Origin of the sequence: Cognatiluteimonas lumbrici, assembly GCF_006476065.1 — a bacterium.
Taxonomy (GTDB): Bacteria; Pseudomonadota; Gammaproteobacteria; order Xanthomonadales; family Xanthomonadaceae; genus Cognatiluteimonas; species Cognatiluteimonas lumbrici.
Genome location: NZ_ML636798.1, coordinates 1,403,863 through 1,429,409 on the forward strand (window position 1 = coordinate 1,403,863; position 25,547 = coordinate 1,429,409).

Sequence of the window (25,547 nt, forward strand, 5' to 3'; positions counted from 1 at the left end):
ATGAAGATTCTCCTCGTCGAGGACAACGAGATGAACCGCGACATGCTGTCCCGGCGGCTGCTGCGCCGCGGCTACGAACTCGTGTTCGCGATGGACGGCCAGGAAGCCGTGGACAAGGCCAGGTCGGAAGCGCCGTCGCTGATCCTGATGGACATGGGGCTGCCGGTGATCGACGGCTGGGAAGCAACCCGCCGCATCAAGGCCGACCCGGCCACCGCCGCCATCCCGGTGATCGCGCTCACCGCGCACGCGATGGCCGCCGACCGCGACAAGTGCCTCGCGGCCGGCTGCGACGACTTCGACACCAAGCCGGTGGACATCGCGCGCCTGGTCGGCAAGATCGAGGCGCTGGCCGGCGGGGAAACCGCGTGAACGAATTCCGCGCCACCGCGATGGCCGACCTGCACACGCTGACCGCCTTCGTCGACGCGGCCTGCGCCGAGGCAGGCGTGGGCGAGGACGTGGCCTTCGCCGTGCGCCTCGCGGTGGAGGAAGCCTTCACCAACATCATGGAACACGGCTACGGCGGCGACGGCGGCCCGGTGGCAGTGGCGATCGACGCCGGCGCGCACGGCGTGCGCGTGGTGATCCGCGACGAAGCGCCCGCGTTCGATCCCTTGCACGCGCCCGCCCCGGACCTCGACGCCGCGCTCGAGGAGCGCGAGCCCGGCGGCCTCGGCTGGCACCTGGTGCGCCAGGTGATGGACACGGTCGAACACGAACCCGCGACGCCGCGCGGCAACGTCCTCACGCTCACCAAGCGGCTGCCGGCGGCAGCACCAGAACACCAAGAGGGGTAGCAACACCATGGACATCGAGATCCGGCCTCGGGACGGCGTGGACATCGTCGCGATCAGCGGCAGCGTCGACGGCCTCACCGCCGAAACCCTGCTCACTACGCTGCAGCGGCACGTCGAGGGCGGCGGCAGCCGCCTGGTCGTGGACCTCAGCGGGGTTGACTACACCAGCAGCGCCGGCCTGCGCGCGCTGCTGGCCACGGTCAAGGAGGCGCGCCGCCGCGGCGGCGACCTGCGCCTGGCCGACATCAACCCGAACGTGCGCAAGGTGCTCGAGCTGAGCGGTTTCGCGACCATCCTGAAGATCTTCGCCGGCGTGGACGAGGCGGTGGCGAGCTTCGCGGCATGAGCGGCAAGCGCGTCGCCATCGTCATCGGTTCCGGCGCGGTGCAGTGCGCCTCGGCGCTGGGCATGTGGAAGGTGCTCGACCGCGAGGGCATCGACGTGGACATGGTGGTCGGCTGCAGCGGCGGCAGCATCTACGCCGCGGTGATGGCGCTGGGCTACGACGTGGCCACCTGCGAGCGCCTGACCGCCGAGCTGTGGACGCCAAAGGTGACCCTCAAGCGCGACTGGCGCTCGCTGCTGGGCGCGTTCATGCCGAAGCTGTTCGGCTTCGAGGGCAGCCTCGGCATGGTCCATGACGCCCCGCTGCTGGAAGCGCTGGAACCGCCATTCGGCGGCAAGGACTTCGCCGACGCAAGGATCCCGCTGCACATCGTCGCCACCGACCTCAACAACGGCGAGAAGGTGGTGGTGAGCGAGGGCAGCGTGCGCGATGCGGTGCGCGCCAGCATCGCCATCCCCTACGTGTGGAAGCCGTGGAAGATCGGCGAACGCATGCTGCTCGACGGCTGCCTGTCCGACCCGCTGCCGGTGGACGTGGCGATCCGCGAGGGCGCGGACGTGATCCTGGCGATGGGCTTCGAGAGCCCCTACCCGCGCCGGATCAAGTCGGCCACGCGCTACGCCTTCCAGGTCAACAGTGTGTACACCAACAACCTCCTGCGCGCGAACTACTCGTTCCACAACCTCGCGCACCACGCCGAGATCATCCCGGTGCTGCCCGAGTTCGACCGCCCGATCCGGCTGTTCGACACCGACCAGTTCCCGTACGTGATCGAACAGGGCATGCGCGCCACCGAGGCGCAGCTCGACTACCTGCACCGGGTGCTGGAGCAGCCGGATGCCTGAGCAGGCCACGCTGACGCCGCGCACGCCGCAGGTCGCCCCCCGGGGCCGGCCGCGGCTGGCCGTGGTGGTCGGCTCCGGCGGCATGAAGTGCGCGGCGGCGGTCGGCATGTGGAAGGTGCTGCAGCACGAGGGCATCCCGATCGACATCTGCGTCGGCTGCAGCGGCGGCAGCATCTACACCGCGGCCATGGCCATGGGCATGGACGCGCTGGAGGCGGAGAAGCACACCCACCGCATGTGGGAGGGCCTGTTCAACCGCCTGCACGTGCGCTCGGTGCTGCGCAGCCTGCTGCCGCGGCGGTTCGGCTTCAACGAACGCCTCGGGCTGGTGGACGACCGCGCGGTGGCGCGGGTGATGCGCGACCTCTACGGCGACGTCCGCTTCGAGCAGGCGAAGATCCCGCTGCACCTGGCCGCGACCGACCTGCGCTCCGGCGAGGCGGTGGAGCTGCGTTCCGGTCGCATCGGCGACGCGGTCCGCGCCAGCATTGCCATCCCGATGCTGCTGCGGCCCAAGGAGATCGCCGGCCGGCTGCTGGTGGACGGCGGCATGTCCGACCCGCTGCCGGTCAGCATCGCGATCCGCGAGGGCGCCGACATCATCCTGGCGATGGGTTTCGAGACCCCGCCGGCCGAGCAGCTCAACTCGATGCTGGGCGTGGCCGGCCAATGCATCTCCACCACCATCAACCACATGCTGCGCTCGACCTACGCTTTCTACAGCGCGGTCCACCACGCCGAGATCGTGCCGCTGATGCCGGCGTTCTCGCAGCCGGTGCGGCTCGGCGACACCCACCTGATCCCGTACCTGATCGAGCGCGGCGAGCAGGCGATGGAGGCCGAGCTGCCCTACCTGCGCCGGCTGCTCGCCGCGGGCACGGAACGGAGCCTGGCATGAGCGCGCTGGCCGCCGGCGACACCGGCCACATCCTGGTGGTGGACGACAACGAGATGAACCGCGACGTGCTGTCGCGGCGGCTGCTGCGCCAGGGCCACACCGTGGACATGGCGGTCGACGGCCGCGAGGCGCTGGGCATGCTCGAGGCCGGCGACTACGACCTGGTGCTGCTCGACATCATGATGCCGGTGATGAACGGTTTCGAGCTGCTGGAACGCCTGCGCGGCGACGACCGCTTCCGCCACCTGCCGATCGTGATGATCTCCGCGCTCGACGACGCCGACAGCATTACGAAGGCGATCGGCATGGGCGCCGACGACCACCTGCCCAAGCCGTTCAACCCGCAGATCCTGCGCGCCCGCGTCGGGGCCAGCCTGGCGCGCAAGCGCCTGCACGACCGCGAGCAGATGCACGCGCGCGCGCTCGAACGCGAGATCGACATCGCCCGCGACATCCAGGCCGGGTTCCTGCCGGCCGAATTGCCGCGCGCGGACGGCTGGGAGCTGGCCGCCTGCTTCGAGCCCGCGCGCCAGGTCGGCGGCGACTTCTACGACGCGTTCGCGCTCGAGGATGGCCGCATCGCGCTGGTGGTCGCCGACGTCTGCGACAAGGGCGTGGGCGCGGCGCTGTTCATGGCGCTGTTCCGCAGCCTGCTGCGCGCCGGCGCCGAGCGCACGCTGGACGGTGCGGACGCGCTGGCCGCGCAGCTCCCCGCCCTGCTCGCCTCCACCAACGACTACATCGCCCGCACCCACGACGGCGCCAACATGTTCGCGACCATGTTCGTCGGCGTGCTCGACCCGGCCGACGGCAGCCTGGGCTACGTCAACGCGGGGCACGAAGCCCCGGCGATCTCGGGGACGGACGCGGTGCGCGCGCGGCTGGCGCCGACCGGCCCCGCGGTGGGGATGCTGCCGGGCATGGCCTTCGGCTTCGCGCGCGAGGCGCTGGCGCCGGGCGAATCGCTGCTCATGTTCACCGACGGCGTCACCGATGCCCGGGATGCGTCCGGCACCCTGTTCGACGAGCAGCGCCTGCTGACCCTGTTGCCCGGCAGCGCCGGCGCCAGCGTGCTGGTACCGCGCATCCGCGATGCCGTCCACGCCCACGCCGCCGGCGAGGCGCCGTTCGACGACGTGACGATGCTGGCGGTCAGTCGGATGACGGCCGGTCGCGCAGCAGCCTGACGACCTCGTCCACCGGCAGCGCCGGCACCGCGCCGCGGTTGCCGCGCATGCCTTCGGCCTTGAACATCGAGTCGAGGATCGCCTCCTCGGTGGCCTCGGCGACGCCGACGAACAGCGCGTCCATGGCGTCGTTGTCGAGCATCGGCGCCTGGTGCACGCTGTCGCCCTGGTGGCGACGCACGGATTCGGCGTTGCTGAAGGCGATCACGTAGTCGCCGGAGCCGTTGGACATCGAACTGCCGGTCCGGGCCAGGCCGACGGTCGCGCGCAGCGCCAGGCGCTCGAGCTGGCGCGGACCGAGCGGCGCGTCGGTGGCGACCACGATCATGATGCTGCCGTCGCCGTCGGGCACCGGGGCTTCGACGGAATCGGCCAGCGTCGCCGGATCGGGCAGTTCGCGCCCTACCGGCACCCCGGCCACCACCAGCGAGCCGCCGAAGTTGCTCTGCACCAGCACCCCGACTACGTGCCCGTCCGGCGTCACCCGCGAACTGGTGCCGATGCCGCCCTTCCAGCCGAACGCGACCGTGCCGGTGCCGGCGCCGATCGCGCCCTCCTCCACGTTCGTGCTCGAGGCAGACTCCAGCGCCGCGCGCACGTGCTCCGCCCGCAGCGGCCGCGAGCGGATGTCGTTGAGGAAACCGTCGTTGGTCTCCCCGACCACCGCGTTGAGCGAACGCACGCGCTCCATCCCCGGCTGCGAGAGCTGCCACTCGACCAGCGCATCGGCCGCCTTCCACACGCACAGCGTGCAGGTCAGCAGGATCGGCGTCTCCAGCTCGCCCAGCTCGCGCAGCTGGGTGACCCCGAGCAGCTTGCCGTAGCCGTTGGCCACGAACAGCGCCGCCGGCACCCGCTCCGCGTAGAGGTTGCCACCATGCGGCAGGATCGCCGTGACCCCGGTGCGCACCGAATCTCCCTCGACCACCGTCGTGTGCCCGACCCGCACGTCCGGCACGTCCACGATGGCGTTGAGCTGGCCGGTCGGCATCGTCCCGATGACCACCCCCGCCTCACGCGCCCGCGGCCGCTCCGAGGCCTGCACCGTCGCCACCGCCAGCACGCACGCCAACACCATCAGGATCCGCATCGCACGCCCTCCCCGTGATGCCCCGAGCCTAAACGAAAAGGGCGGCCCGGAGGCCGCCCTCTTACGCTTCATCCTTGCGCTTCACCCTTACGCGCACGCAGTGCGCCTGGGCTCCACCCTGACTCTAGTGCTTCAGGTTCTTCCGCAGCCGCTCCAGCGCCTGCAGCTGCGCCGTCACCTCGGCCAGGCGCTGCTGCGCTTCCGCGACCTCCATCTGCTCGCCGCGGTGGGCGAGGATGCGCTCGGCCTCTTCCTTCGCCGCGCGCACCGAGGCTTCGTCGATGTCCTCGGCGCGGATCGCGGTGTCGGCCAGCACCGTCACCACCTGCGGCTGCACCTCGAGGATTCCGCCGGAGATCGCGAAGTCGAGCTGCTCGCCGGCGGCCGTGGTGACCACGACCTTGCCGGGCTTGAGCCGGGTGATCAGCGGGGCGTGGCGCGGCGCGATGCCGAGCTCGCCCATCTCGCCGGTGGCCACGACCATGGTGGCCTCGCCGGTGTAGATCTCGGCCTCGGCGCTGACGATGTCGCAGCGGATTGTCGTTGCCATGTCGTCAGCCTCAGCCGGTGATCTTCTTGGCCTTCTCGATCGCCTCGTCGATGCTGCCGACCATGTAGAAGGCCTGCTCCGGCAGGTGGTCGAGCTCGCCGTCGACGATCATCTTGAAGCCGCGGATGGTCTCCTTCAGCGGCACGTACTTGCCCGGGGAGCCGGTGAACACCTCGGCGACGTGGAACGGCTGCGAGAAGAAGCGCTCGATCTTGCGCGCGCGCGACACCGCCAGCTTGTCGTCCTCCGACAGCTCGTCCATGCCCAGGATCGCGATGATGTCCTTGAGCTCCTTGTACTTCTGCAGCGTGGACTGCACGCGGCGCGCGGTCTCGTAGTGCTCGTTGCCGATCACGTTCGGGTCGAGCTGGCGCGAGGTCGAGTCCAGCGGGTCCACCGCCGGGTAGATGCCCAGCGAGGCGATGTTTCGCGACAGCACGACGGTGGCGTCGAGGTGCGCGAAGGTGGTCGCCGGCGACGGGTCGGTCAGGTCGTCCGCGGGCACGTACACGGCCTGGATCGAGGTGATCGAACCGGTCTTGGTGGAGGTGATGCGCTCCTGCAGCACGCCCATCTCCTCGGCCAGGGTCGGCTGGTAGCCCACCGCCGACGGCATGCGGCCGAGCAGCGCGGACACCTCGGTGCCGGCCAGGGTGTAGCGGTAGATGTTGTCGATGAACAGCAGCACGTCCTTGCCCTTGCCGCTCGCGTCCTTCTCGTCGCGGAAGTACTCGGCCATGGTCAGGCCGGTCAGCGCGACGCGCAGGCGGTTGCCCGGCGGCTCGTTCATCTGGCCGTAGACCATCGCAACCTTGTCGAGGACGTTGGAGTCCTTCATCTCGTGGTAGAAGTCGTTGCCCTCGCGGGTACGCTCGCCCACGCCGGCGAACACCGACAGGCCCGAGTGCGCCTTGGCGATGTTGTTGATCAGCTCCATCATGTTCACGGTCTTGCCGACGCCGGCGCCGCCGAACAGGCCGACCTTGCCGCCCTTGGCGAACGGGCACATCAGGTCGATGACCTTGATGCCGGTCTCGAGCAGCTCGTTGGCCGCGGCCTGGTCCTCGTAGGACGGCGCGGCGCGGTGGATTTCCCAGGTGTCGGAGGACTTGACCGGGCCGGCCTCGTCGATCGGGCGGCCGAGCACGTCCATGATCCGGCCGAGGGTGCCCTCGCCGACCGGCACCGAGATCGCGCGACCGGTGTTCTCGGCCACCAGGTTGCGGCGCAGGCCGTCGGTGGAGCCGAGCGCGATCGAGCGGACCACGCCGTCGCCGAGCTGCTGCTGCACCTCGAGGGTGATCTCGGTGTCGCGCACCTTCAGTGCGTCATACACCTGCGGCACCTGGTCGCGCGGAAACTCGACGTCGACGACGGCGCCGATGATCTGGACGATCTTGCCCTGGTTGGTGGTGGTCATCACACGGTCCTCAAAGAATCGATGTCTTTCATTTGGAAGTCCGCACATGGATGTGCGGGCTCTTGCGGATGGACCCGCGACTCATACAGCCGCGGCGCCGCCGACGATTTCGGAGATTTCCTGGGTGATCGCTGCCTGGCGGGCCTTGTTGTAGACCAGGTTCAGGGTGTCGATCAGCTTGTTGGCGTTGTCGCTGGCGGCCTTCATCGCGACCATGCGCGCGGCGTGCTCGGAGGCGACGTTCTCCAGCACCGCCTGGTACACCAGCGACTCGACGTAGCGGGTCAGCACGTCGTCGAGCACCGATTCGGCGTCCGGCTCGTACAGGTAGTCCCAGTCGTGCGTGGACACCGGCTGGTCGTCGGCCGGCAGCGGCAGCAGCTGGTCGAACGCTGCGCGCTGCGTCATGGTGTTGACGAAGTCGTTGTAGCTCAGGAACACGCGGTCCAGCTTGCCCTCGCTGTAGCCGTCGAGCATCACCTTGACCACGCCCACGAGCTGCTCCAGCCGCGGCTGGTCGCCCAGGTGGGTGACCGAGGCGAGCATGTCCACCTTGATCCGGCGGAAGAACACGCTGGCCTTCTGGCCGATGGTGACCACGTCCACGCCGACGCCCTGCTCGTGCCACTTGCGGATTTCCACCAGCAGCTTGCGGAACAGGTTGTTGTTGAGGCCGCCGGCCAGGCCGCGGTCGGACGAGACGATGATGTAGCCGACCCGCTTGGTCTCCGCGCGCTGCACCAGGTACGGGTGCTGGTACTCGGAGTTCGCCTGCGCCAGGTGGCCGATCACCTGCTTCATCGCCCGCGCATACGGGCGCGAGGCCTTCATCCGATCCTGCGCCTTGCGGATCTTGGAGGCCGAGACCATCTCGAGCGCGCGCGTCACCTTGCGGGTGTTCTGCACGCTCTTGATCTTCGTCTTGATTTCGCGTCCGCCAGCCATTTCAGCGTTCCCTTACTTAGCCGTGCTTACCAGGAGCCGGTGGTCTTGAACTCTTCGATGCCCTTCTTGAACGCGGCCTCGATGTCGTCGTTCCAGTCGCCGGTGGCGTTGATCTTCTGCATCAGCTCGCCGGCGGTGTTGGCGAAGTGCGACAGCAGGCCCTGCTCGAACGCGCCGATCTTGTTGATGGCGACGTCGTCCATGTAGCCCTTGTCCACCGCGTAGATCGCCAGCGCCTGCTCGGCCACCGACATCGGCGCGTACTGCTTCTGCTTCATCAGCTCGGTGACGCGCTGGCCGCGCTCGAGCTGCTTGCGGGTGGCGTCGTCCAGGTCCGAGGCGAACTGCGCGAACGCGGCCAGCTCGCGGTACTGGGCGAGCGCGATGCGGATGCCGCCCGACAGCTTCTTCATGATCTTGGTCTGGGCCGCGCCACCCACGCGCGACACCGAGATGCCGGCGTTCACGGCCGGGCGGATGCCGGCGTTGAACAGGTCGGTCTCGAGGAAGATCTGGCCGTCGGTGATCGAGATCACGTTGGTCGGCACGAACGCGGAGACGTCGCCGGCCTGGGTCTCGATGATCGGCAGCGCGGTCAGCGAACCGGTCTTGCCCTTGACCTCGCCCTTGGTGAACTGCTCGACGTAGTCCTCGGACACGCGCGCGGCGCGCTCGAGCAGGCGCGAGTGCAGGTAGAACACGTCGCCCGGGTAGGCTTCGCGGCCCGGCGGGCGGCGCAGCAGCAGCGAGATCTGGCGGTACGCCACGGCCTGCTTGGACAGGTCGTCGTAGATGATCAGCGCGTCCTCGCCGCGGTCGCGGAAGTACTCGCCCATGGTGCAGCCGGCGTAGGCCGAGATGTACTGCATCGCGGCCGACTCGGAGGCCGACGCGGCGACCACGGTGGTGTAGGCCATCGCGCCGTGCTCCTCGAGCTTGCGCACGATGTTGGCGATGGTCGAGTTCTTCTGGCCGATCGCGACGTAGATGCACTTGATGCCGGAATCGCGCTGGTTGATGATCGCGTCGATCGCCACCGCGGTCTTGCCGGTCTGGCGGTCGCCGATGATCAGTTCGCGCTGGCCGCGGCCGATCGGGATCATCGAGTCGATCGCCTTGTAGCCGGTCTGCACCGGCTGCGACACCGACTTGCGCCAGATCACGCCCGGGGCGATGGTCTCCACCGGCGCGAAGGTCTTCGCCTCGATCGGGCCCTTGCCGTCGATCGGCTCGCCCAGCGCGTTGACCACGCGGCCGAGCATCTCCGGACCGGTCGGCACCTCGAGGATGCGGCCGGTGGTGCGGGCCACGTCGCCTTCGCGCAGGTGCTCGTAGTCGCCCAGCACCACGGCGCCGACCGAGTCGCGCTCCAGGTTCAGCGCCAGCGCGTAGGTCGCCTTGCCGTCCTCGGACACCGGCAGTTCGATCATCTCGCCCTGCATCACGTCCGCGAGGCCGAAGATGCGCACGATGCCGTCGGCGACGCTGGTGACGGTGCCCTCGTTGCGCGACTCGGCGGCCAGGCCGACCTTCTCGATGCGGGTCTTGATCAGTTCGCTGATTTCGGACGGGTTGAGCGTGGTGGTTGCCATTGCCAGTTTTCCTTGGATTCTTTGTTTACTGCACGCTTGTTTACGGCGGGCTTGTCTACTGCGCGAGCGCCGACTCGAGGCGCGCGAGCTTGCCCTTGAGCGAACCGTCGATGACCACGTCGCCGGCGTCGATCACCGCGCCGCCGATCAGCGACTCGTCGATCGCCGTCTGCAGCTCGACCTCGCTGCCGAAGCGCTTGCGCAGCGCCGCGCGGATGGCCTCGAGCTCGGCGTCGGGCAGCGCCGCGGCCGAGGTCACGGTGGCCTTGACCACGTGCTCAGCCTCGTTGCGCAGCTGTTCGTAGAGCCCGGCGATCTCCGGCAGCAGCGGCAACCGGCGGTTGTCCGCAAGCAGCGCCAGGAAGCGGGTCACCGACTCGCCGGCGCCCTGCGGCGCCAGCAGCGCGACCGCCTCGGCGTCGGACAGCTTCGGGTTGCCGAGCACGCCGGCGACGCGCGGGTCGGCGGCGACGCGGGCGGCGAAGCCCAGCGCGTCGGACCACGCGGCGAAGGCGCCTTCGTCGCGCGCGATGCCGAAGGCGGCGCGGGCGTAGGGGCGGGCGAGGGTCAGGGCCTGGCTCACGGGATCAGCTCGCCTTCGCCAGCTGCGAGGCCAGGTCGTCGAGCAGCGCCTTGTGCGCGGCCGCGTCGATCTCCTTGCGCAGCAGCTTCTCGGCGCCGGCCACGGCCAGCACCGACACCTGGCGGCGCAGCTCCTCGCGGGCGCGGTTGGCGGCGGCCGCGATCTCGGCCTCGGCCAGCGCCTTCTGGCGGTTGGCCTCGGCGACGGCCTCGTTCTTGGCCGCGTCGACGATCTGGTTCGCGCGCTGGTGCGCCTGCTCGATGATCTCGTTGGCCTTCAGCCGCGCTTCCTTCAGCGCTTCGTTGGCCTTGTCCTGGGCCTGCGCGAGGTCCTTCTGGCTGCGGTCGGCCGCGGCCAGTCCCTCGGCGATCTTGCGCTGGCGCTCCTCGATCGCCGCCATGATCGGCGGCCAACCGAATTTCATCACCAGCCAGGCCACCGCGAAGAACGCGATGAACTGAACGACCAGAGTGAGGTTGGGTAGCATGGTGCTTGTGCTCCTGCTGCCGGCGGCGTGCCGCCGGCGATGCTGGTTCCATGTGCCTTGCGGCGGTGCCTTAGCCCGCGATCGAGCCCAGCAGCGGGTTCGCGAACAGCAGCAGCAGCGCGATCGCCACGCCGATCATCGGCACCGCGTCGAGCAGGCCGGCGACGATGAACATCTTGGTCTGCAGCATCGGGGTCAGCTCCGGCTGGCGGGCCGCGCCCTCGAGGAACTTGCCGCCGAGGATGGCGAAGCCGATCGCGGTGCCCAGGGCGCCCAGGCCGATCAGCAGGCCGGCCGCGATGACGGTGTACTTCAGCACTTCAGCGTTGAGGACGGTGATATCCATCTTGTTACTCCGGTTGGAATCTGTGACGCGGTGAAAGGAAAAGGGTGGATCTGGAAAGCGGGATCAGTGGCTCTCGGCGGCCATGCTCAGGTAGACGATCGTGAGCATCATGAAGATGAAGGCCTGCAGGGTGATGATCAGGATGTGGAACGCGGTCCACGCGAACGCGGCGACGAACTGCACCGAGCCCATGAGCCACGTGCTGATGTGGGCCAGCGAGGCGTCGAGCGTCATCAGCGCGATCAGCACGAAAATCAGCTCGCCGGCGTACATGTTGCCGAACAGTCGCAGGCTCAGGCTGAGCGGGCGGACGCCCTCCTCGATCACGCGCAGCAGGAAGTTCGCCGGCGCAAGCGCGACCTTGCCGACCGGGCCGTTGGCATGGAACGGCGCGGTGAAGATTTCCTTGGTGAAGCCGACCGGACCCTTGTGCGCGAGCCCGAACCACTGGGTCAGCGCGAACACCGCCAGCGACATGCCCAGGGTGGTGTTGAGGTCGGCGCTCGGCACCGCGCGCAGGTAGGCGTGCGCGGGATCGTGGCCGGTGGCCGCGTAGACGTTGGCCCAGGTCCACGGCAGGAAGTCCACCGGGATCAGGTCGATGAAGTTCATCAGGAACACGAGCACGAAGATCGTCAGCGACAGCGGCGCGATCAGCTTGCTGCGGCCGTGGAAGGTCTCGCGGACCAGGCCGTCCACGAAGCCGACGATGATCTCGACCACGGTCTGGAACTTGCCCGGCACGCCCGCGGTGGCGCGGCGCGCGGAGGCGATGAACACGCCCAGGAACAACAGCGACAGCACCGCGGTGAAGAACAGGGTGTCCACGTTCAAGGTCATGAACGCGCCATCGCCCACGCTGACCTGCAGGTGCTGCAGGTGGTGGTTGATGTATTCGGTCGAGCCGCTGCTCGCCGGCTCGGTCGCGGTCGAATTTTGAGGAGTCAACGCTGCCGCCCCATGCGCAGGTTCAAAGCCAGGAGGTAGGCGAGCAAACTGCCCGCCAGCCCCGCCAGGAGGGGCAACGGAGGCAGCCGGAACAGGCCCAGCGCCACCGCCACCACCACGATTGCCACCAACCACTTGCCCAGCGTGCCCAGCAGCAGTCGCGCGTACGCCGCGCCTGCCGGCTGGATCCCGCCGCCCAGCGCCACCGCCGTCGCCAGCGCGTTGCCGAGGAGCATTGCCACGCCCCCCGCCGCCGCTGCCAGCGCCTGGCGCGGACCGGCAGCCAGGAACCCCGCGGCGACGACCAGCGCGACGGCGGCCTGGATGGCTACCGCGCGCGTTGCTGCGCGGCGACCCATGGCAATGGGATCGTGCACGCGACTGGGTCTTTTGCGTTGGGAGGTCTTGGTACCGGTGGCCGCGTCGAAAAACGGCTCCGCTGAGCCGCAGAATTATAACAGCGGGCTATTTTCAGCGGCAACCGCCGCGGGACCCCGGAAGGTGAATGGGACGGGTTCCGAGGCGAACTTTCCCCGGGCGGCCGGGTCTACCCCTGCAAGGCCTGCGTCCTTCCTCGTCAGTCGCCGCAGGCCGCCGAAGCCCCGGACCCCCGGGGCTTCAACTTTTCCGGGGGACGTAGAGGTCGGTGACGGTGCCTTCGAAGACCTCGGCGCCCAGGCCGACCGACTCCGAGAGGGTCGGGTGCGGGTGGATGGTGTGGCCGATGTCGGCCGCCTCCGCGCCCATCTCGATCGCCAGCGCGATCTCGGCGATGAGCTCGCCGGCATGCACGCCCACGATGCCGCCGCCGACGATGCGGCGGGTTTCCGGATCGAACAGCAGCTTGGTGAAGCCCTCGGTGCGGCCCAGGCCGATGGCGCGGCCGGAGGCCGCCCACGGGAACTTCGCCACCTCCACCGCGATGCCCTTGGCCCTGGCCTCGGACTCGGTGACCCCGACCCAGGCGATCTCCGGGTCGGTGTAGGCCACCGACGGGATCACCCGTGCCACCCACTCGCGCTTGTGCCCGGCCGCCACCTCGGCGGCGACGTGGCCCTCGTGGGTGGCCTTGTGCGCGAGCATCGGCTGGCCGACCAGGTCGCCGATCGCGAAGATGTGCGGCACGTTGGTGCGCATCTGCGCGTCCACCGCGATGAAGCCACGCTCGGAGACGTCCACGCCGGCCTTGCCGGCATCGAGCTTGCCGCCGTTGGGGGCACGGCCGACGGCGACCAGCACGCGGTCGTAGAGCTTGCCCTCGGGGACGCTCTTGCCCTCGAAGCTGCAGGCGATGCCGTTCTTCTGCGCCTTGGCCTCGACCACCTTCGTTTCCAGGTGGACCGCGACGCCCTGCTGCTTGAGGCGCGCGGCCAGCGGCCTGACCAGGTCGGCATCGGCGCCGGGGATGAGCTGCCCGGCGAGCTCGACCACCGTCACCTCGCTGCCGAGGCCGCGGTACACGGTCGCCATCTCCAGGCCGATGATGCCGCCGCCGACCACCAGCAGCTTCTTCGGCACCTCGCCGAGCTGCAGCGCGTCGGTCGAATCCATGATCCGAGGATCGTCCCACGGGAAGCCCGGCAGCTTCAGCGCCTGCGAACCCGCGGCGATGATGCACTGCTCGAAGCGCAGCAACTGCACCTTGCCGTCGTCGGAGCGGATCTCGAGTTCGTTCGGCGAGACGAAGCGGCCCTCGCCGGTGGCGACGCGCACCTTGCGCTGCCTGGCCATGCCCGCCAGCCCCTTGGTGAGCTGGCCGACGACCTTGTCCTTGTATTCGCGCAGCTTGTCGAGCGAAATCCTGGGCTTGCTGAACTCCACGCCGAACTCGCTCGCGTGCGCGGCCTGGTCGATCACGTCGGCCGCATGCAGCAGCGCCTTCGACGGGATGCAGCCGACGTTGAGGCAGACGCCGCCAAGCGTGCCGTAGCGCTCCACCAGCACCGTATCGAGCCCGAGGTCGGCCGCGCGGAACGCCGCGCTGTACCCGCCCGGCCCCGCCCCCAGCACCACCAGCCCACAAGTGATGTCCGCCTTCCGCCCCGAGCTCTTCGCTGCAGCAGGAGCGGCGCCAGCCGCGACCCCCGCGGTCGTGCTCCCTCTCCCGCCTGCGGGAGAGGGCCGGGGTGAGGGTGAACGCTCTTCGTCACGCGGCGGCGCAACCCCGGTCTTCGCGGCTTCCGCCGCTCCCACAGGCTGCCCCTTCGCGGCTTCCGCCGCTCCTTCCACCTCCACCACCGCGACTACGGTGCCCTCGGACACCTTGTCGTCCACCTGCACCCGCACTTCCTTGACCACGCCGGCCGCAGACGACGGCACTTCCATCGTCGCCTTCTCGCTCTCCAGCGTGACCAGGCCCTGGTCCTTCGCCACCGTATCGCCGACCGCGACCAGCACCTCGATCACCGGCACGTCGTCGTAGCCGCCGATGTCCGGGACCTTCACCTCGACCGTCTTGGCCATGCGTGCCCCCTTACAGCAGCGCGCGGCGCATGTCGCCGAGCAGCTGCGCCAGGTAGGCGGTGAAGCGCGCGGCGGCGGCGCCGTCGATCACGCGGTGGTCGTAGCTCAGCGACAGCGGCAGCACCAGCCGCGGCTGGAACGCGCTGCCATCCCACACCGGGCGCATCGCCGACTTCGACACGCCGAGAATCGCGACTTCCGGCGCGTTGACGATCGGCGTGAACTTGGTCCCGCCGATGCCGCCCAGCGAACTGATGGTGAAGCAGCCGCCCTGCATCTCCGCCGGGCCCAGCTTGTCGTCGCGCGCCTTCGCCGCCAGCTCGGCGGTCTCGGCGGCGATCTCCAGCACGCCCTTGCGGTCGACATCGCGCACCACCGGCACCACCAGGCCGTTCGGCGTATCCGCGGCGAAACCGATGTTGTAGTACTTCTTCAGCACCAGGTGCTCGCCGTCGGCCTCGAGCGAGCTGTTGAACTGCGGATACTTCTGCAGCGCGGCGACGCTGGCCTTGATCAGGAATGCCAGCAGCGTGAGCTTCGCCGCGCCGCCCTTGGCAATGGCCTTGGCGTTCTCCTCGTTGAGCGCCACCCGCAGCGCCTCGAGCTCGGTGATGTCGGCGTCGTCGTGCTGGGTGACGTGCGGGATCATCGCCCAGTTGCGCGCGAGGTTGGCGCCGGACAGCTTCTGGATGCGCGAGAGTTCGCGCGTCTCCACCTCGCCGAACTTCGAGAAATCCACCTTCGGCCACGGCAGGAGATCGAGCCCGCCGCCGCCACCGGCGCGCGCGGCCTTGCCGCCGCCCTGCATCGTCGACTTCACGAACTGCTGCACGTCGTCCTTGCCGATGCGGCCGCCGCGGCCGCTGCCGCTCACCTGCGACAGTTCCACGCCGAGCTCGCGCGCGAACAGGCGCACCGCGGGGCTGGCGTAGGGGACCTTGCCCGGGGCTACCGCCTCGGCCTCGAAGCGGACCGGCGGGTTGGCCGGGCCGCGGCCCTGCGCCGACATGCTCGCCTGGGCGAGCTTGTCGGGCTTCGCGGCCACATGCGCGGGCTCGGTCTCGTTCGGCTCCTCGGCGGGGCGCACGCGCTCCTGCGGGTCCTCCGGCTGCGCCCGCCTTGCCGGCCCGGCCTCGGGCTCCGCCGCGGCCGGCGCCTCGGCCTTGGCGCCCTCACCGTCGCCGCCACTGCCGCCGGCCTCGGCCTCGATCACCGCGACCACGGCGCCCTCGGAGACCTTGTCGTCCACCGCGACCCGGACTTCCTTGACCACGCCGGCGAACGGCGCGGGCACTTCCATCGTGGCCTTCTCGCTCTCCAGCGTGACCAGGCCCTGGTCCTTGGCAACGGTATCGCCGACCGCGACCAGCACCTCGATCACCGGCACGTCGTCGTAGCCGCCGATATCGGGGACGCGCGCTTCCTTCAACTCGGCCATCAGGGACCCTCGGGCGAACGGTGGGGACCTTCTATTGTGGCGCGCTTCGCTCAGCCGGGCTACAGCAGCGTCCCCGGGGCGTGAACCCCGCCCGCCCGCGAGCGCGCGTGCGACGCGTGGAACCCGCCGGAAGTTCCACCGGGTCCGGTGCGCGGGGGACGCGTCGTTCAGTTGCGCCCCGATACGGTGGCGTCGCCCTACTCCCCAGGGGCGTTTCCAATAATTACGAGGAGATCCGCATGCATGCCATTCCCTCCCCCCGCAACCGGATGATCGTCCCCGCCATCGCGCTGGCCCTGGCCGGCGGCATGGCCGCGGCCCCGGCCTTCGCGCAGGACACCGGCGCCGCCGGCAAGCGCTTCGCGATCGTCGGCGGCTACGCACACCAGGAGCCCACCGGCGACGCCACCCTCGATGGCGCCGACGCCGAGTTCGACGGCTCGGGCGCCGGCACCCTCAGCGCAAGCTGGTACCTCAACGAGAACGTCGCCATCGAAGGCTGGGGCGCGGTGAGCAAGTTCGACCACCGCGTGACCACCGGCGCCGACGGCAAGGTCGCCACGGTCAGTTCGCAGCCGTGGGCGTTGAGCGCGCAGTACCACTTCCGCGACGGCAACGAGACCATCCGTCCGTTCGTCGGCCTGGGCTACTACCAGTCCAACTACAGCGACGAGGACCAGGACTCCATCGGTCCCTATGCCGACAACCACATCGGCGTCGGTACCGCGAGCGGCCCGATGGCCACGGTCGGCGTGGACCTCAACTTCACCGACAAGGCCTTCGCGCGGGCCGACCTGCGCTACCTGCACGGCGACTCCGACATCGAAGTGGACGGCGAGCCGGCCGGCAACGCCGACCTCAACCCCGTGGTGATCGGCGTCGGCGTGGGCGTGCGGTTCTAACCGCCCCCACGGTTCACGGGCCCTCGCGGCAGGCATCGCTAGCTTGGTGCCATGCCCGAGGGCCCTTCCATCGTCATCCTCAAGGAACAGGCGGCGAAGTTCGCCGGCAAGACCGTCCGGAAGGTCTCCGGCAACAGCCGCCAGGACATCGCGCGCATGCAGGGGCTGGTGGTGCGCGACGTCTGCAGTTGGGGCAAGCACTTCCTACTGCCGTTCGACGGCTTCGCGCTGCGCGTGCACTTCCTGCTGTTCGGGCGCTCGCGCGTGGACGACCCGAAGCCCGGCGGCTCGCCGCGGCTCACGCTCGAGTTCGACAACGGCCGGCTCGACCTCTACGCCTGCTCGGTGCAGTTCCTCGAAGGCGAGCTGGACGACCACTACGACTGGTCGCTGGACGTGATGGCCGACGCCTGGGACCCGGCGCGGGCACGCAAACGCCTGCGCGAGAGCCCGCACGTGCTCGCGGCCGACGCGCTGCTCGACCAGGAATGGTTCGCTGGGGTCGGCAACATCATCAAGAACGAGGTGCTCTGGCGGATCCGCGTGCACCCCGAGAGCGAGGTCGGCGCGCTGCCGCCGCGCAAGCAGATCGAACTGGTGAAGCAGGCGCGCGAGTACAGCTTCGACTTCCTCGAGTGGAAGAAGGCGTTCGTGCTCAAGAAGCACTACCAGGTGCATACCAAGACCCACTGCCCGCGCGACGGCACCCGCCTGTCCTACCGCAAGGAGCTCGGCCGCGCCCGGCGGCGGGCGTTCTTCTGCGAGGCCTGCCAGAAGCGCTACGGCTCCTCCTGAGCAGCCGCGCTGCCGGTTTCGAGCACGCGCTCGCGGCGGAACAGGTACAGGCCGCTGGCGATGATGATCGCCGCGCCGAGCCAGGTCACCGGCCGCGGCAGCACGCCCCACAGGGCCACGTCCAGCAGCACGCCCCAGACCAGCGCCGTGTACTCCAGCGGCGCCAGCAGCGACGCCTCGCCGAGCCGGAACGCCTCGGTGATCAGGTACTGCCCGAGCGCGCCGGCCACGCCGAGCCCGACCACCAGCCACGCATGTTCGCCCCGGATCTCACGCCACTCCGGAAGCGCGAGCGCGCCGGCGCCGAGCGCCAGGAACACCATCAGCCACACCACCATGGACTGGGTCGAGTCGGTGCGCGCGAGGATGCGCACGGTGATCGCGGACACCGCGTAGCCGAGCGCGGCCAGCAGCACCGCCAGGCCGGCCATGCTGAGCAGGCCCTCCCCGCCCGGCCGCAGCACCACCAGCACGCCGAGGAAGCCGGCCGCGATCGCGGTCCAGCGCCGCGGTCCGACGTGCTCGCGCAGCATCGGCACCGACAGCGCGGTGATCAGCAGCGGCGCGACGAAGAAGATCGTGTAGGCGGTGGACAGCGGCAGGGTCTGCAGCGCGTACACGAAGGTGGCCATCATCATCACGCCGATGGCGCCGCGCAGCAGGTGCAGCGACCAGCGCGCGCGCAGCAGCGGGCGCAGGCCGGTGGTCGCCGCCGCCCACGCCAGCAGCCACGGCAGGGACGACGCCCCGCGCAGGGCCGCGACCTGGAACGGCGGGTAGTGCGCGACCAGCGCCTTGAGCGCCGCGTCCATCAGGCAGAACACCAGCACGCACGCGAGCATCAGCAGCATCGCGCGGCGCTGGCGGCGGGTCCTCTCTTCGGACGCGGTGTCGCGGGGATGGTCCATCGCCGGAGGATGCGGCAAGCTGGCGGCGATGACCATGCCCGACGACCCGATCGAAGCCACCCGCCGCTGGGTCGAGCGCGCGGTGATCGGCCTCAACCTGTGCCCGTTCGCCAAGGCGGTGCAGGCCAGGGGCCAGGTCCGCTACGTGCTGAGCGAGGCCACCACGCCCGAGGCGCTGCTGGAGGACCTCGGCCGGGAACTGCTGCACCTGCGCGACACACCGCCCGAGGAGGTGGACACGACGCTGATCGTGCATCCCGGGGTGCTGGGCGACTTCCTCGACTACAACGACTTCCTCGAAGCCGCCGACGCGCTGGTGGCCGAGCTGGACCTCGAGGGCGTGCTGCAAGTCGCGAGCTTCCACCCCGACTACCGGTTCGCCGACAGCCACCCGGACGACATCGGGAACCACACCAACCGCTCGCCGCACCCGACCCTGCACCTGCTGCGCGAAGACAGCGTCGCCCGCGCCGTCGCCGCCTACCCCGACCCCAGCGCCATCACCGACCGCAACATCCAGACCCTCCGCACCCTCGGCCGCGACGGCTGGCAAAAGCTTTTTTAGCCACAGATTCCACAGATTGAAAAGGATTGGTTTCGCGGCAAATTGGGCGCCGCGACGACCAAATCCTTTTTTTATCTGTGAAATCTGTGGCTAATTGCTGTTGAAAAGCGCGGCGAGGTCATGGTCGTCGAGGAGGCGCCAGTCGCCGGGAGGGAGGTCGCCGAGGGTGAGGTTGCCGACCTGGGGGCGGTGGAGGGCGGTGACGTGGTTGCCGGTGGCGGCGAACATGCGGCGGACCTGGTGGTAGCGGCCTTCGGTCAGCACCAGGCGCGCGCGGCGAGGCCCGAGCGGCTCCAGGCGGGCGGGCGCCAGCGGGGTGTCCTCGGATTCCAGCATCAGCGTGCCGCTGGCGAAGAGCGCGGCCTCGTCGCCGCGCAGGTCCTCGGCCAGGGTCGCTTCGTAGGTCTTGGGCAGCTTCGTCTTCGGCGACACGATCCGGTGCAGCAGCGCGCCGTCGTCGGTCATCAGCAGGAGGCCGCTGGTGTCGCGGTCGAGGCGGCCAACGGTGGACAGCAGCGGCTTGCGCAGGCGGAAGCGCGGCGGCAGCAGGTCGTAGACGATGCGTCCGGGGTCGCGCGTGGAGCAGGTGTAGCCGACCGGCTTGTGCAGCATCAGCACCAGGCCCGGCGCCGGGTCGAGCGGTTCGCCGTCCACGCGCACGTCGGCGTGCGCGACCTGGTCGTCGGCGTACAGCACCTCGCCTGCGGCGTCGGTGACGCGGCCCTCGCGGAACATGCGCGCGACCTCCTTGCGGCTGCCGTAGCCGAGGTTGGCCAGCAGCTTCACCAGCTTCACCGGCCCGCTCACCGCGCGCGCACCGCTTCGACCACCTTGAAGCCGTCGCGCGCGGCGACCTCGCGCACGCTGCCGAAGCCGGCGCCGAGCGCGGCCTCGTACGGCAGGTGTCGGTTGGCCACCAGCCACAGCCGTCCGCCCGGCTGCAGCGCCGCCGCGGCCGCGGCGATGAAGGCGCGCCCGAGATCGGGACGCTCCTCGCGCCCGGCGCCATGGAAGGGCGGGTTGGTGACGATCGCGTCGTAGCGCGCCGGCAGGCCGGCGGCGACGTCGTGCCAGTGGAATGCCGTCGGGACATTCGCGCCCCAGGCCTCGAGGTTGGCGCGCGCGAGCGCCAGCGCGTTCGCATCGGCCTCGTAGAGGTCGATCGCGGTGACGTTCGGGCAGCGCTCGAGCACCTGGCCGGCGAGATAGCCCCACCCCGCGCCGAGGTCGGCGACGCGCCCGCCCAGGTCCGGCGGCAGGTGTCCGGCGAGCAGCAGCGAGGCCGCGTCCACGCGATCCCAGGCGAACACCCCGGGCCGGCTCAGGAAGCCGCCGCCGGGGACGCGCGCATCCCCGATCCGGCGCGGCGCGTCCAGCCCGCTCCAGGCTTCCACCAGCGCCGGGTCCGCGGGAGCCGCGAGCGGCGCGGTCCAGAAGACGCGGCAATGGTGCTTGGACAGCACCTGCATCGGTCCGGCCAGCCGGACCAGGTCGGCCTCGCCCGACTTCGCGCCCTCGCGGTTGGGCATCGCCGCCAGCAGCACCCCGCCCGGCGCCAGCCGCTGCAGCGCGCGCGCGAACTGCGCCCGCGCCTGCTCGCGCTGGCGCGAGGGCAGCAGCAGCACCAGCGGGAAGCGGCCCGCGGGCGCCTCCACCGCGACCTCGAACCCGGCACGCTCCAGCGCCTCGGCCTCGGGCTTCAGCGGCTGCACGCACACCAGTCCGGGCATGGGCAGCGCGTGCAGCGCGGCGCCCGCGCGTGCCCCGATGAACAAGGCGCCGCCTGCCCGTGGCCAGGCCACGACGCCATCGCGCAGCGGCAGCAGCAGGGCATCGAGGGCGGGATCGGAAGGGCGCATCCGGCGATTCTACTTTCCGCTCACCCGTGCTTGACCCGCCCTCAACATCGAAGCGTCCAGCATGGGGCCATGGCCACACCAGGCGAGACCAAGATGCGGGCATTGTTCGTCGGCGGGACCGTGGACAACAGCGAACTGGACATGGCGTGCGATACGCCGCCGGCGCACTACCCGGAGAACACCGGCTCCGGGCTCTCGCGCTACAACCTCCACCACGTCGGTCGCGACAGCGACGGCGACATCGCCTACGCGGTGTACGCCGCGCCGGACCTCGCCGACGAGGTGGTCCGGCGCGTTTCCGAAGAGCGCGACTACGCGCGCCGCTTCGAGGCCACCCCGGGAGCGCCGCCGGCATGAGCCGGTCGGCGCCCCGGGTGCACGGCGACCAGGCGGTGATCGACCGCATGGAATCGCTGTGCGACCGGCTGGAGCAGGACGCCCGGATCGCGCTGCGCACCGACGGCGGCGAGTGGATCCGCGGCATCGTCAGTCCGCAGCCCACGGTGCAGAGCTTCTTCGACCCCGAGGGCAACGAAGGCCTCAACGGCGTGGTCAAGGTCGAGACCGACGGCGGCGGCGAGCGCTACCTGTGGCTGGACGAGGTCGCCTTCGTCGAGCACCTGCCCAACCCGTCCCCGCCCGAGCCCCCCGACGGCCACCGCCCCCCCGACCCCAACGCCCCGGCGAAGGCCCTGTAGGAGCGGCGCTGGCGCCGCGACCCGTGGGAGCCGCCATGGCGGCGAGCTTTTCCCCGGTCGCGGCGCCAGCGCCGCTCCTACAGGCGGGCGGCGTCGGCGCCTTCGCGGGCGGCCTCGCCCGAGAGCACGGCGGCCGCCTCGACCGCCTTGCCGATGAGGTAGCCCTGGGCGTGCTCGACGCCCAGCTCGCGCAGCCGCTGGAGCTGCTCGCGCGTCTCCACGCCCTCGCAGATCACCTGCGCGCCGAGCGCGTGCGCCATCGCCACGATCGCCTCGACCATCGCCATCGCGCGCGGCGAATCGAACATGTGCCGGGCGAAGGCCTGGTCCACCTTGATGAACTCGAAGTCGAGCGCGTGCAGGTGGGTCAGGTTGGAATAGCCGGTGCCGAAATCGTCCAGCGCGAACGGCAGCCCGTGCGCGCGGCAGTGCGCCATCACCGCCGCCACAGGCGCGTAGTCGAGCATGCGGCTCTCGGTGACCTCGAGCTTGAGCGCGCCGGCCGGCAACTCGGCGCTGCGTACCCGCGCCACCACCTGCTGCGCCATCCCCGGCTCGACCAGCTGCCGCGCCGACAGGTTGACCGCGATCGACGGCAGCGGATCGGCGCCGGCGTCGCGCAGCGCCACCAGCACCTCGAGCACGCGGTCGAGCACGTACTCGCCCACCGGCACGATCAGCGAGGTCTCCTCGGCCAGGCGGATGAACTCCGCCGGCGACACCGCGCCGCGGCCGGGCAGTTCCCAGCGCACCAGGGCCTCGTAGCCGCCGACCCGCGCGGCGGCGATGTCGTAGATCGGTTGGTAGCGCACGTCCAGCGTGCCCGAGCGCAGCGCGTCGCGCAGCTGCGCCTCCAGACGCATCTTGTCGATCCCGATGCGCTCGACCGGGTCGTCAGCGGGCACGTCGGCAGGCGGCAGCGGCACGTCCTGCGGCAAGGTCGCGACCAGGCTGCGGATGCGCCCGAGCAGGCTGTCCACCAGCGTGCGCAGGATCGGGTCGGCACCGTTGAGGCGCTCGACGAACTGCTCCCGCTCCACCGACATCAGCACCGCGTCCCCGACCGCGGTCGCGGTCGCGCTGTGCGGCGCGCCGTCGAGCAGGCCGATCTCGCCGATCAGCTCGCCCGGCCCGAACACCCCGTGGCGCGTGGTCCGGCGCCCGTGCACCGCGACCAGCTCGACCTGCCCGCGCTCGACCAGCCATGCGCAGTCGGTCGGCTCCCCCTGCCGGTACAACACTTCGCCCGCGAACAGCTCGCGCCGGATCGCCATGCCAGCCCCTGTCGTGGTGTCAGCCGGAGTGTAGCCGCCCCGCGCGCGCGCGGTGCGCGGGGTCGCCCGGCGCATCGCGCAACATCCGGCGGGTGACGCCGTTGGTCCAGCCAAACCCGTCCTGCAGCGGGTATTCGCCGCCGCCGCCGCCGATCGCGCCGTCGCCGGTCGGCGCCAGCACGTACTTCTCCACCAGCTTGGATTCGCGTGCGTAGAGACTGCCCACGGTCCCCAGCCAGCGATGCCTGATCTCGTCGGCGAGCGCGTCGAGCCCGTAGCGCCGGCAACCGGCCACCGTCATCCACTGCAACGGCGCCCAACCATTGGGCGCGTCCCACTGTTCGGCGCTGTCGACCTCGGTGGTGCCCATGCCGCCGTGCTGCAGCAGCCGCTCGCGCAAGGTGCCGGCGGTGCGCAGCGCGCGCTCCCGGCTGGCGATGCCGGTGAACAACGGCGTCGCCGCGGCCGCGCACAGGCGATGGCTGCGGATGCCGTCGCGCAGCAGGTCGTAGTCGAAGTAGGCGCCGGCGCGGTCGTCCCAGAGCCAGCGCTCGATGGCCTCGGCACGCGCGCGGCACAGGCGCCCGAAGTGCGCGGCGGTGGCCTCGTCGCCGGACTTCCGCGAGAGGTCCGCGATCTGCTCCTCGAGCGCGAACAGGAACGCGTTGAGGTCCACCGGCACGATGCTGGTGGTGCGCGTGGCCGACAGTTCCTCGCCGGCGTCGAACCAGCGCGAGCTGAAGTCCCAGCCGGAGGCCGCGGCCGCGCGCAGGTCCCGATACACCGCTTCGGCCGGTCGCGCCGACTGGCTGGCCGCGGTGGTGACGTCCTCCAGATACTCCTCCTCGCGCGGCCGGGCGAGCTCGTCCCAGTAACGGTTGAGCACGCTGCCGTCGGGCATGCAGGCGCAGTGGCGCCGCGCCTCGCCGGGCTCCAGCCCTTCGCTTCCCTCCATCCAGAACGCATGCTCGCGGCGCAGCCGCGGCAGGTAGCGGACCGCCTCGCTCACGCCGTGGACCTCGAACAGCTCCACCATCAGCGCGAACACCGGCGGCTGCGAGCGGCTCAGGTAGTAGCTGCGATTGCCGTTCGGCACGTGGCCGTAGCAGTCGATCAGCCAGGCGAAGTTGTCGGCCATCGCGCGCAGCAGGTCGTGGCGCCCGCTCTCGGCGAGGCCCAGCATCGTGAAGTAGGAGTCCCAGTAGTACAGCTCGCCGAAGCGCCCGCCCGGGACCACGTAGGGCCGTGGCAGCGGCAACAGCGACGAATACGGCCGGTGCTGCCGGGGATGCCGCGTGAGCACGTCCCACAGGTTGTCGATGTGCGCGGCCAGCGGCTGGTCCGGGTCGGACACGTAGTCGCTCGGGGGCGGGTGGGTGGTCTCGAAGTGGGCAGCGACGAAGCGTGCGAGGTCGAAGTCCTTGCCGTCCTTGCGCACGCGGTACTCCTCGAGGATCGTGTCGGGCTCGCGCACCGGCAGGCAATCCACGAACACCTTGCTGTCGGCGAACACCCGCCCGCACTGCACCGCCACGAACAGTTCGCCGTAACGCTCCGCCGGGCTGAGCGGATCGGCCGGGGCGACGTCCGCGACCCGGGCGGCGTTGTCCGGTTCGTCCCTCATCACGACGATTCTAGGGACCCCGGGATGGCACGCCCGTGATCGCTTATCCTTGGCGCATGAGCACGACACTCCCCGACCGCCTGTCCCTCGACCCGCGCAGCCCGCACCACGACGCCGCCCTGCTGGAGCGTGGCGTCGGCATCCGCTTCAACGGCCAGGAGCGCACCAACGTCGAGGAGTACTGCATCAGCGAGGGCTGGATCCGCGTGGTCGTCGGCAAGTCCCTCGACCGCCGCGGCAACCCGATGACGATGAAACTCAAGGGCCAGGTCGAGCCCTACCTGCTCGACGAGCAGGCCAGCGAGGGTGCCGACGCGGGCGAGGCCGGCGCCGGGGCCTGATGGCGGTCTACGTGGACGACGCGGTCACGCTCTGGCGCGGCCGCCGCTGGGCCCATCTGATGGCCGACACCTTGCCGGAACTGCACGCGATGGCCGCGCGGCTGGGGATCCCCCCGCGCGCCTTCCAGAACCGCACCAGCGGCGCGCACTACGACGTCACCAGCGAGTTGCGTCTGCTGGCGATCGAATTCGGCGCGGTGCCGATCTCGCGCCACCGCGATCGCGAACTGGTGCGCGCGGTGATCCGCAACGCGCGCGCCCAGGGCCGCGGCGAGGCACCCTGACCCGGCGCTAGTCGCCCCGCGCGATGCCCTTGCGGTCGCCGGAGGCCTCGGTCGCATCGTCGTATTCGCCCGCGACCCCGTTGCCGCGCTTGTCGCGCAGGTGGTCCTCCATCGACTCGCCACGGTCTCCGAGGCCGACGTTCTCCAGCTTCTCGTCGACCTCGCGCTGCCCGTCGGGGCGGTACATGCCCTGGTGCTTGCCGCTGGCCTCGCCGCTGCCGCGCTCGGTTGCGTTCGCCATGTCCGTGCTCCTGGTGGATCCGTGCCGACCCTCTCACGGCGGACGTCCACGGAGCGGCAAAAACCGACACGGGATCGCTGGCCGGGCCGACGGATTGCAGGCACTGGCGGTGCGACGC

At 70.4% G+C, this 25,547-nt stretch carries 31 protein-coding genes; 13 read left to right on the forward strand and 18 right to left on the reverse strand.

Annotated features, from left to right (window positions below; translation table 11 throughout):
• The 6 genes from E4F25_RS06755 to E4F25_RS06780 are packed head-to-tail and all read left to right on the forward strand — an operon-like array spanning position 1 to position 4,076.
• Positions 1–372 (forward strand): response regulator, encoded by a 372-nt coding sequence (locus E4F25_RS06755; protein WP_140909411.1) that lies wholly within the window; start codon positions 1–3, stop codon positions 370–372.
• Positions 369–800: an ATP-binding protein gene (locus E4F25_RS06760; protein WP_140909412.1), complete on the forward strand. Its 432-nt coding sequence runs from the start codon at positions 369–371 to the stop codon at positions 798–800. The genes E4F25_RS06755 and E4F25_RS06760 overlap by 4 nt, the downstream gene beginning before the upstream one ends.
• Positions 801–807: 7 nt before the next feature.
• Positions 808–1,146: an STAS domain-containing protein gene (locus tag E4F25_RS06765; RefSeq protein WP_140909413.1), complete on the forward strand. Its 339-nt coding sequence runs from the start codon at positions 808–810 to the stop codon at positions 1,144–1,146.
• On the forward strand, positions 1,143–1,991 hold the full coding sequence (locus E4F25_RS06770; RefSeq protein ID WP_140909414.1) for a patatin-like phospholipase family protein: 849 nt from the start codon (positions 1,143–1,145) through the stop codon (positions 1,989–1,991). Before E4F25_RS06765 ends, E4F25_RS06770 begins: the two co-directional genes overlap by 4 nt.
• Complete coding sequence (locus tag E4F25_RS06775; RefSeq protein ID WP_140909415.1) at positions 1,984–2,889, forward strand: patatin-like phospholipase family protein; 906 nt, start codon at positions 1,984–1,986, stop codon at positions 2,887–2,889. Before E4F25_RS06770 ends, E4F25_RS06775 begins: the two co-directional genes overlap by 8 nt.
• A complete protein-coding gene (locus E4F25_RS06780; protein WP_181168228.1) occupies positions 2,886–4,076 on the forward strand; it encodes a PP2C family protein-serine/threonine phosphatase in 1,191 nt (396 codons plus the stop codon). Before E4F25_RS06775 ends, E4F25_RS06780 begins: the two co-directional genes overlap by 4 nt.
• Here E4F25_RS06780 and E4F25_RS06785 read toward each other — a convergent pair.
• The 12 genes from E4F25_RS06785 to E4F25_RS06840 all read right to left on the reverse strand — a co-directional run bounded on the left by E4F25_RS06785 (position 4,042) and on the right by E4F25_RS06840 (position 16,109).
• Entirely contained in the window at positions 4,042–5,166 is a 1,125-nt protein-coding gene (locus tag E4F25_RS06785) for a DmpA family aminopeptidase (protein WP_140909417.1), read from the reverse strand. The genes E4F25_RS06780 and E4F25_RS06785 overlap by 35 nt on opposite strands.
• Before the next feature lie 124 nt (positions 5,167–5,290).
• The gene (locus E4F25_RS06790) at positions 5,291–5,716 is read right to left on the reverse strand and encodes a F0F1 ATP synthase subunit epsilon (RefSeq protein ID WP_140909418.1); all 426 of its coding nucleotides are present in this window, start codon (positions 5,714–5,716) and stop codon (positions 5,291–5,293) included.
• Between the two features lie 10 nt (positions 5,717–5,726).
• The gene (gene atpD, locus E4F25_RS06795; RefSeq protein ID WP_140909419.1) at positions 5,727–7,136 is read right to left on the reverse strand and encodes a F0F1 ATP synthase subunit beta; all 1,410 of its coding nucleotides are present in this window, start codon (positions 7,134–7,136) and stop codon (positions 5,727–5,729) included.
• A gap of 81 nt (positions 7,137–7,217) precedes the next feature.
• Entirely contained in the window at positions 7,218–8,081 is an 864-nt protein-coding gene (atpG, locus tag E4F25_RS06800; protein WP_140909420.1) for a F0F1 ATP synthase subunit gamma, read from the reverse strand.
• Positions 8,082–8,107: 26 nt separating this feature from the next.
• Positions 8,108–9,673 (reverse strand): F0F1 ATP synthase subunit alpha, encoded by a 1,566-nt coding sequence (gene atpA / locus E4F25_RS06805; RefSeq protein ID WP_140909421.1) that lies wholly within the window; start codon positions 9,671–9,673, stop codon positions 8,108–8,110.
• A 55-nt stretch (positions 9,674–9,728) separates the two neighbouring features.
• Positions 9,729–10,256 carry a F0F1 ATP synthase subunit delta gene (locus tag E4F25_RS06810; RefSeq protein WP_140909422.1) on the reverse strand — a complete coding sequence of 176 codons (528 nt, stop codon included), beginning with the start codon at positions 10,254–10,256 and terminating at the stop codon, positions 9,729–9,731.
• Between the two features lie 4 nt (positions 10,257–10,260).
• Complete coding sequence (locus E4F25_RS06815; RefSeq protein ID WP_140909423.1) at positions 10,261–10,743, reverse strand: F0F1 ATP synthase subunit B; 483 nt, start codon at positions 10,741–10,743, stop codon at positions 10,261–10,263.
• Positions 10,744–10,813: 70 nt separating this feature from the next.
• Positions 10,814–11,089, reverse strand: a complete 276-nt coding sequence (atpE, locus tag E4F25_RS06820) for a F0F1 ATP synthase subunit C (RefSeq protein WP_140909424.1) — start codon at positions 11,087–11,089, stop codon at positions 10,814–10,816.
• Positions 11,090–11,152: 63 nt separating this feature from the next.
• Positions 11,153–12,037, reverse strand: coding sequence for a F0F1 ATP synthase subunit A (gene atpB, locus E4F25_RS06825; RefSeq protein WP_140909425.1), 885 nt, complete (start codon positions 12,035–12,037; stop codon positions 11,153–11,155).
• Positions 12,034–12,396, reverse strand: coding sequence for an ATP synthase subunit I (locus E4F25_RS06830; RefSeq protein ID WP_140909426.1), 363 nt, complete (start codon positions 12,394–12,396; stop codon positions 12,034–12,036). Before E4F25_RS06830 ends, atpB begins: the two co-directional genes overlap by 4 nt.
• A gap of 259 nt (positions 12,397–12,655) precedes the next feature.
• A complete protein-coding gene (gene lpdA, locus E4F25_RS06835; RefSeq protein WP_140909427.1) occupies positions 12,656–14,500 on the reverse strand; it encodes a dihydrolipoyl dehydrogenase in 1,845 nt (614 codons plus the stop codon).
• Between the two features lie 10 nt (positions 14,501–14,510).
• Entirely contained in the window at positions 14,511–16,109 is a 1,599-nt protein-coding gene (locus E4F25_RS06840) for a dihydrolipoyllysine-residue acetyltransferase (RefSeq protein WP_407062827.1), read from the reverse strand.
• 68 nt (positions 16,110–16,177) lie between these two features.
• On the opposite strand from E4F25_RS06840, the gene E4F25_RS06845 reads away from it, so the two are divergent.
• Both E4F25_RS06845 and E4F25_RS06850 read left to right on the forward strand, forming a co-directional pair.
• The gene (locus tag E4F25_RS06845; RefSeq protein WP_246069804.1) at positions 16,178–16,840 is read left to right on the forward strand and encodes an OmpW/AlkL family protein; all 663 of its coding nucleotides are present in this window, start codon (positions 16,178–16,180) and stop codon (positions 16,838–16,840) included.
• Between the two features lie 51 nt (positions 16,841–16,891).
• Positions 16,892–17,635 carry a DNA-formamidopyrimidine glycosylase family protein gene (locus E4F25_RS06850; RefSeq protein ID WP_140909429.1) on the forward strand — a complete coding sequence of 248 codons (744 nt, stop codon included), beginning with the start codon at positions 16,892–16,894 and terminating at the stop codon, positions 17,633–17,635.
• Here E4F25_RS06850 and E4F25_RS06855 read toward each other — a convergent pair.
• Positions 17,620–18,477 carry a DMT family transporter gene (locus E4F25_RS06855; protein WP_140910364.1) on the reverse strand — a complete coding sequence of 286 codons (858 nt, stop codon included), beginning with the start codon at positions 18,475–18,477 and terminating at the stop codon, positions 17,620–17,622. The genes E4F25_RS06850 and E4F25_RS06855 overlap by 16 nt on opposite strands.
• A gap of 94 nt (positions 18,478–18,571) precedes the next feature.
• Between E4F25_RS06855 and E4F25_RS06860 the strand changes: the two genes are divergently transcribed.
• Complete coding sequence (locus tag E4F25_RS06860; protein ID WP_140909430.1) at positions 18,572–19,108, forward strand: DUF1415 domain-containing protein; 537 nt, start codon at positions 18,572–18,574, stop codon at positions 19,106–19,108.
• A gap of 90 nt (positions 19,109–19,198) precedes the next feature.
• Here E4F25_RS06860 and E4F25_RS06865 read toward each other — a convergent pair whose 3' ends face one another.
• Both E4F25_RS06865 and E4F25_RS06870 read right to left on the reverse strand, forming a co-directional pair.
• Positions 19,199–19,903 carry a pseudouridine synthase gene (locus E4F25_RS06865; protein WP_140909431.1) on the reverse strand — a complete coding sequence of 235 codons (705 nt, stop codon included), beginning with the start codon at positions 19,901–19,903 and terminating at the stop codon, positions 19,199–19,201.
• Between the two features lie 8 nt (positions 19,904–19,911).
• On the reverse strand, positions 19,912–20,967 hold the full coding sequence (locus tag E4F25_RS06870; protein ID WP_140909432.1) for a class I SAM-dependent methyltransferase: 1,056 nt from the start codon (positions 20,965–20,967) through the stop codon (positions 19,912–19,914).
• A 93-nt stretch (positions 20,968–21,060) separates the two neighbouring features.
• On the opposite strand from E4F25_RS06870, the gene E4F25_RS06875 reads away from it, so the two are divergent.
• Both E4F25_RS06875 and E4F25_RS06880 read left to right on the forward strand, forming a co-directional pair.
• Entirely contained in the window at positions 21,061–21,324 is a 264-nt protein-coding gene (locus E4F25_RS06875) for a hypothetical protein (RefSeq protein ID WP_140910365.1), read from the forward strand.
• Positions 21,321–21,665: a DUF3247 family protein gene (locus tag E4F25_RS06880; RefSeq protein WP_140909433.1), complete on the forward strand. Its 345-nt coding sequence runs from the start codon at positions 21,321–21,323 to the stop codon at positions 21,663–21,665. The genes E4F25_RS06875 and E4F25_RS06880 overlap by 4 nt, the downstream gene beginning before the upstream one ends.
• Positions 21,666–21,742: 77 nt before the next feature.
• Here the strand turns inward: E4F25_RS06880 and E4F25_RS06885 are convergent, their stop codons facing one another.
• Both E4F25_RS06885 and treF read right to left on the reverse strand, forming a co-directional pair.
• On the reverse strand, positions 21,743–22,939 hold the full coding sequence (locus E4F25_RS06885; protein WP_181168229.1) for an EAL domain-containing protein: 1,197 nt from the start codon (positions 22,937–22,939) through the stop codon (positions 21,743–21,745).
• Between the two features lie 19 nt (positions 22,940–22,958).
• On the reverse strand, positions 22,959–24,563 hold the full coding sequence (treF, locus tag E4F25_RS06890) for an alpha,alpha-trehalase TreF (RefSeq protein ID WP_140909435.1): 1,605 nt from the start codon (positions 24,561–24,563) through the stop codon (positions 22,959–22,961).
• 56 nt (positions 24,564–24,619) lie between these two features.
• Here treF and E4F25_RS06895 point away from each other — a divergent pair, with 56 nt between their 5' ends.
• Together E4F25_RS06895 and E4F25_RS06900 are read left to right on the forward strand one after the other, a co-directional pair.
• Positions 24,620–24,904 (forward strand): DUF3297 family protein, encoded by a 285-nt coding sequence (locus tag E4F25_RS06895; RefSeq protein WP_140909436.1) that lies wholly within the window; start codon positions 24,620–24,622, stop codon positions 24,902–24,904.
• Positions 24,904–25,188, forward strand: a complete 285-nt coding sequence (locus tag E4F25_RS06900) for a DUF4031 domain-containing protein (RefSeq protein ID WP_140909437.1) — start codon at positions 24,904–24,906, stop codon at positions 25,186–25,188. The genes E4F25_RS06895 and E4F25_RS06900 overlap by 1 nt, the downstream gene beginning before the upstream one ends.
• A 7-nt stretch (positions 25,189–25,195) precedes the next feature.
• Here E4F25_RS06900 and E4F25_RS06905 read toward each other — a convergent pair whose 3' ends face one another.
• Positions 25,196–25,429, reverse strand: coding sequence for a hypothetical protein (locus E4F25_RS06905; RefSeq protein WP_140909438.1), 234 nt, complete (start codon positions 25,427–25,429; stop codon positions 25,196–25,198).
• Positions 25,430–25,547 lie beyond the last annotated feature (118 nt).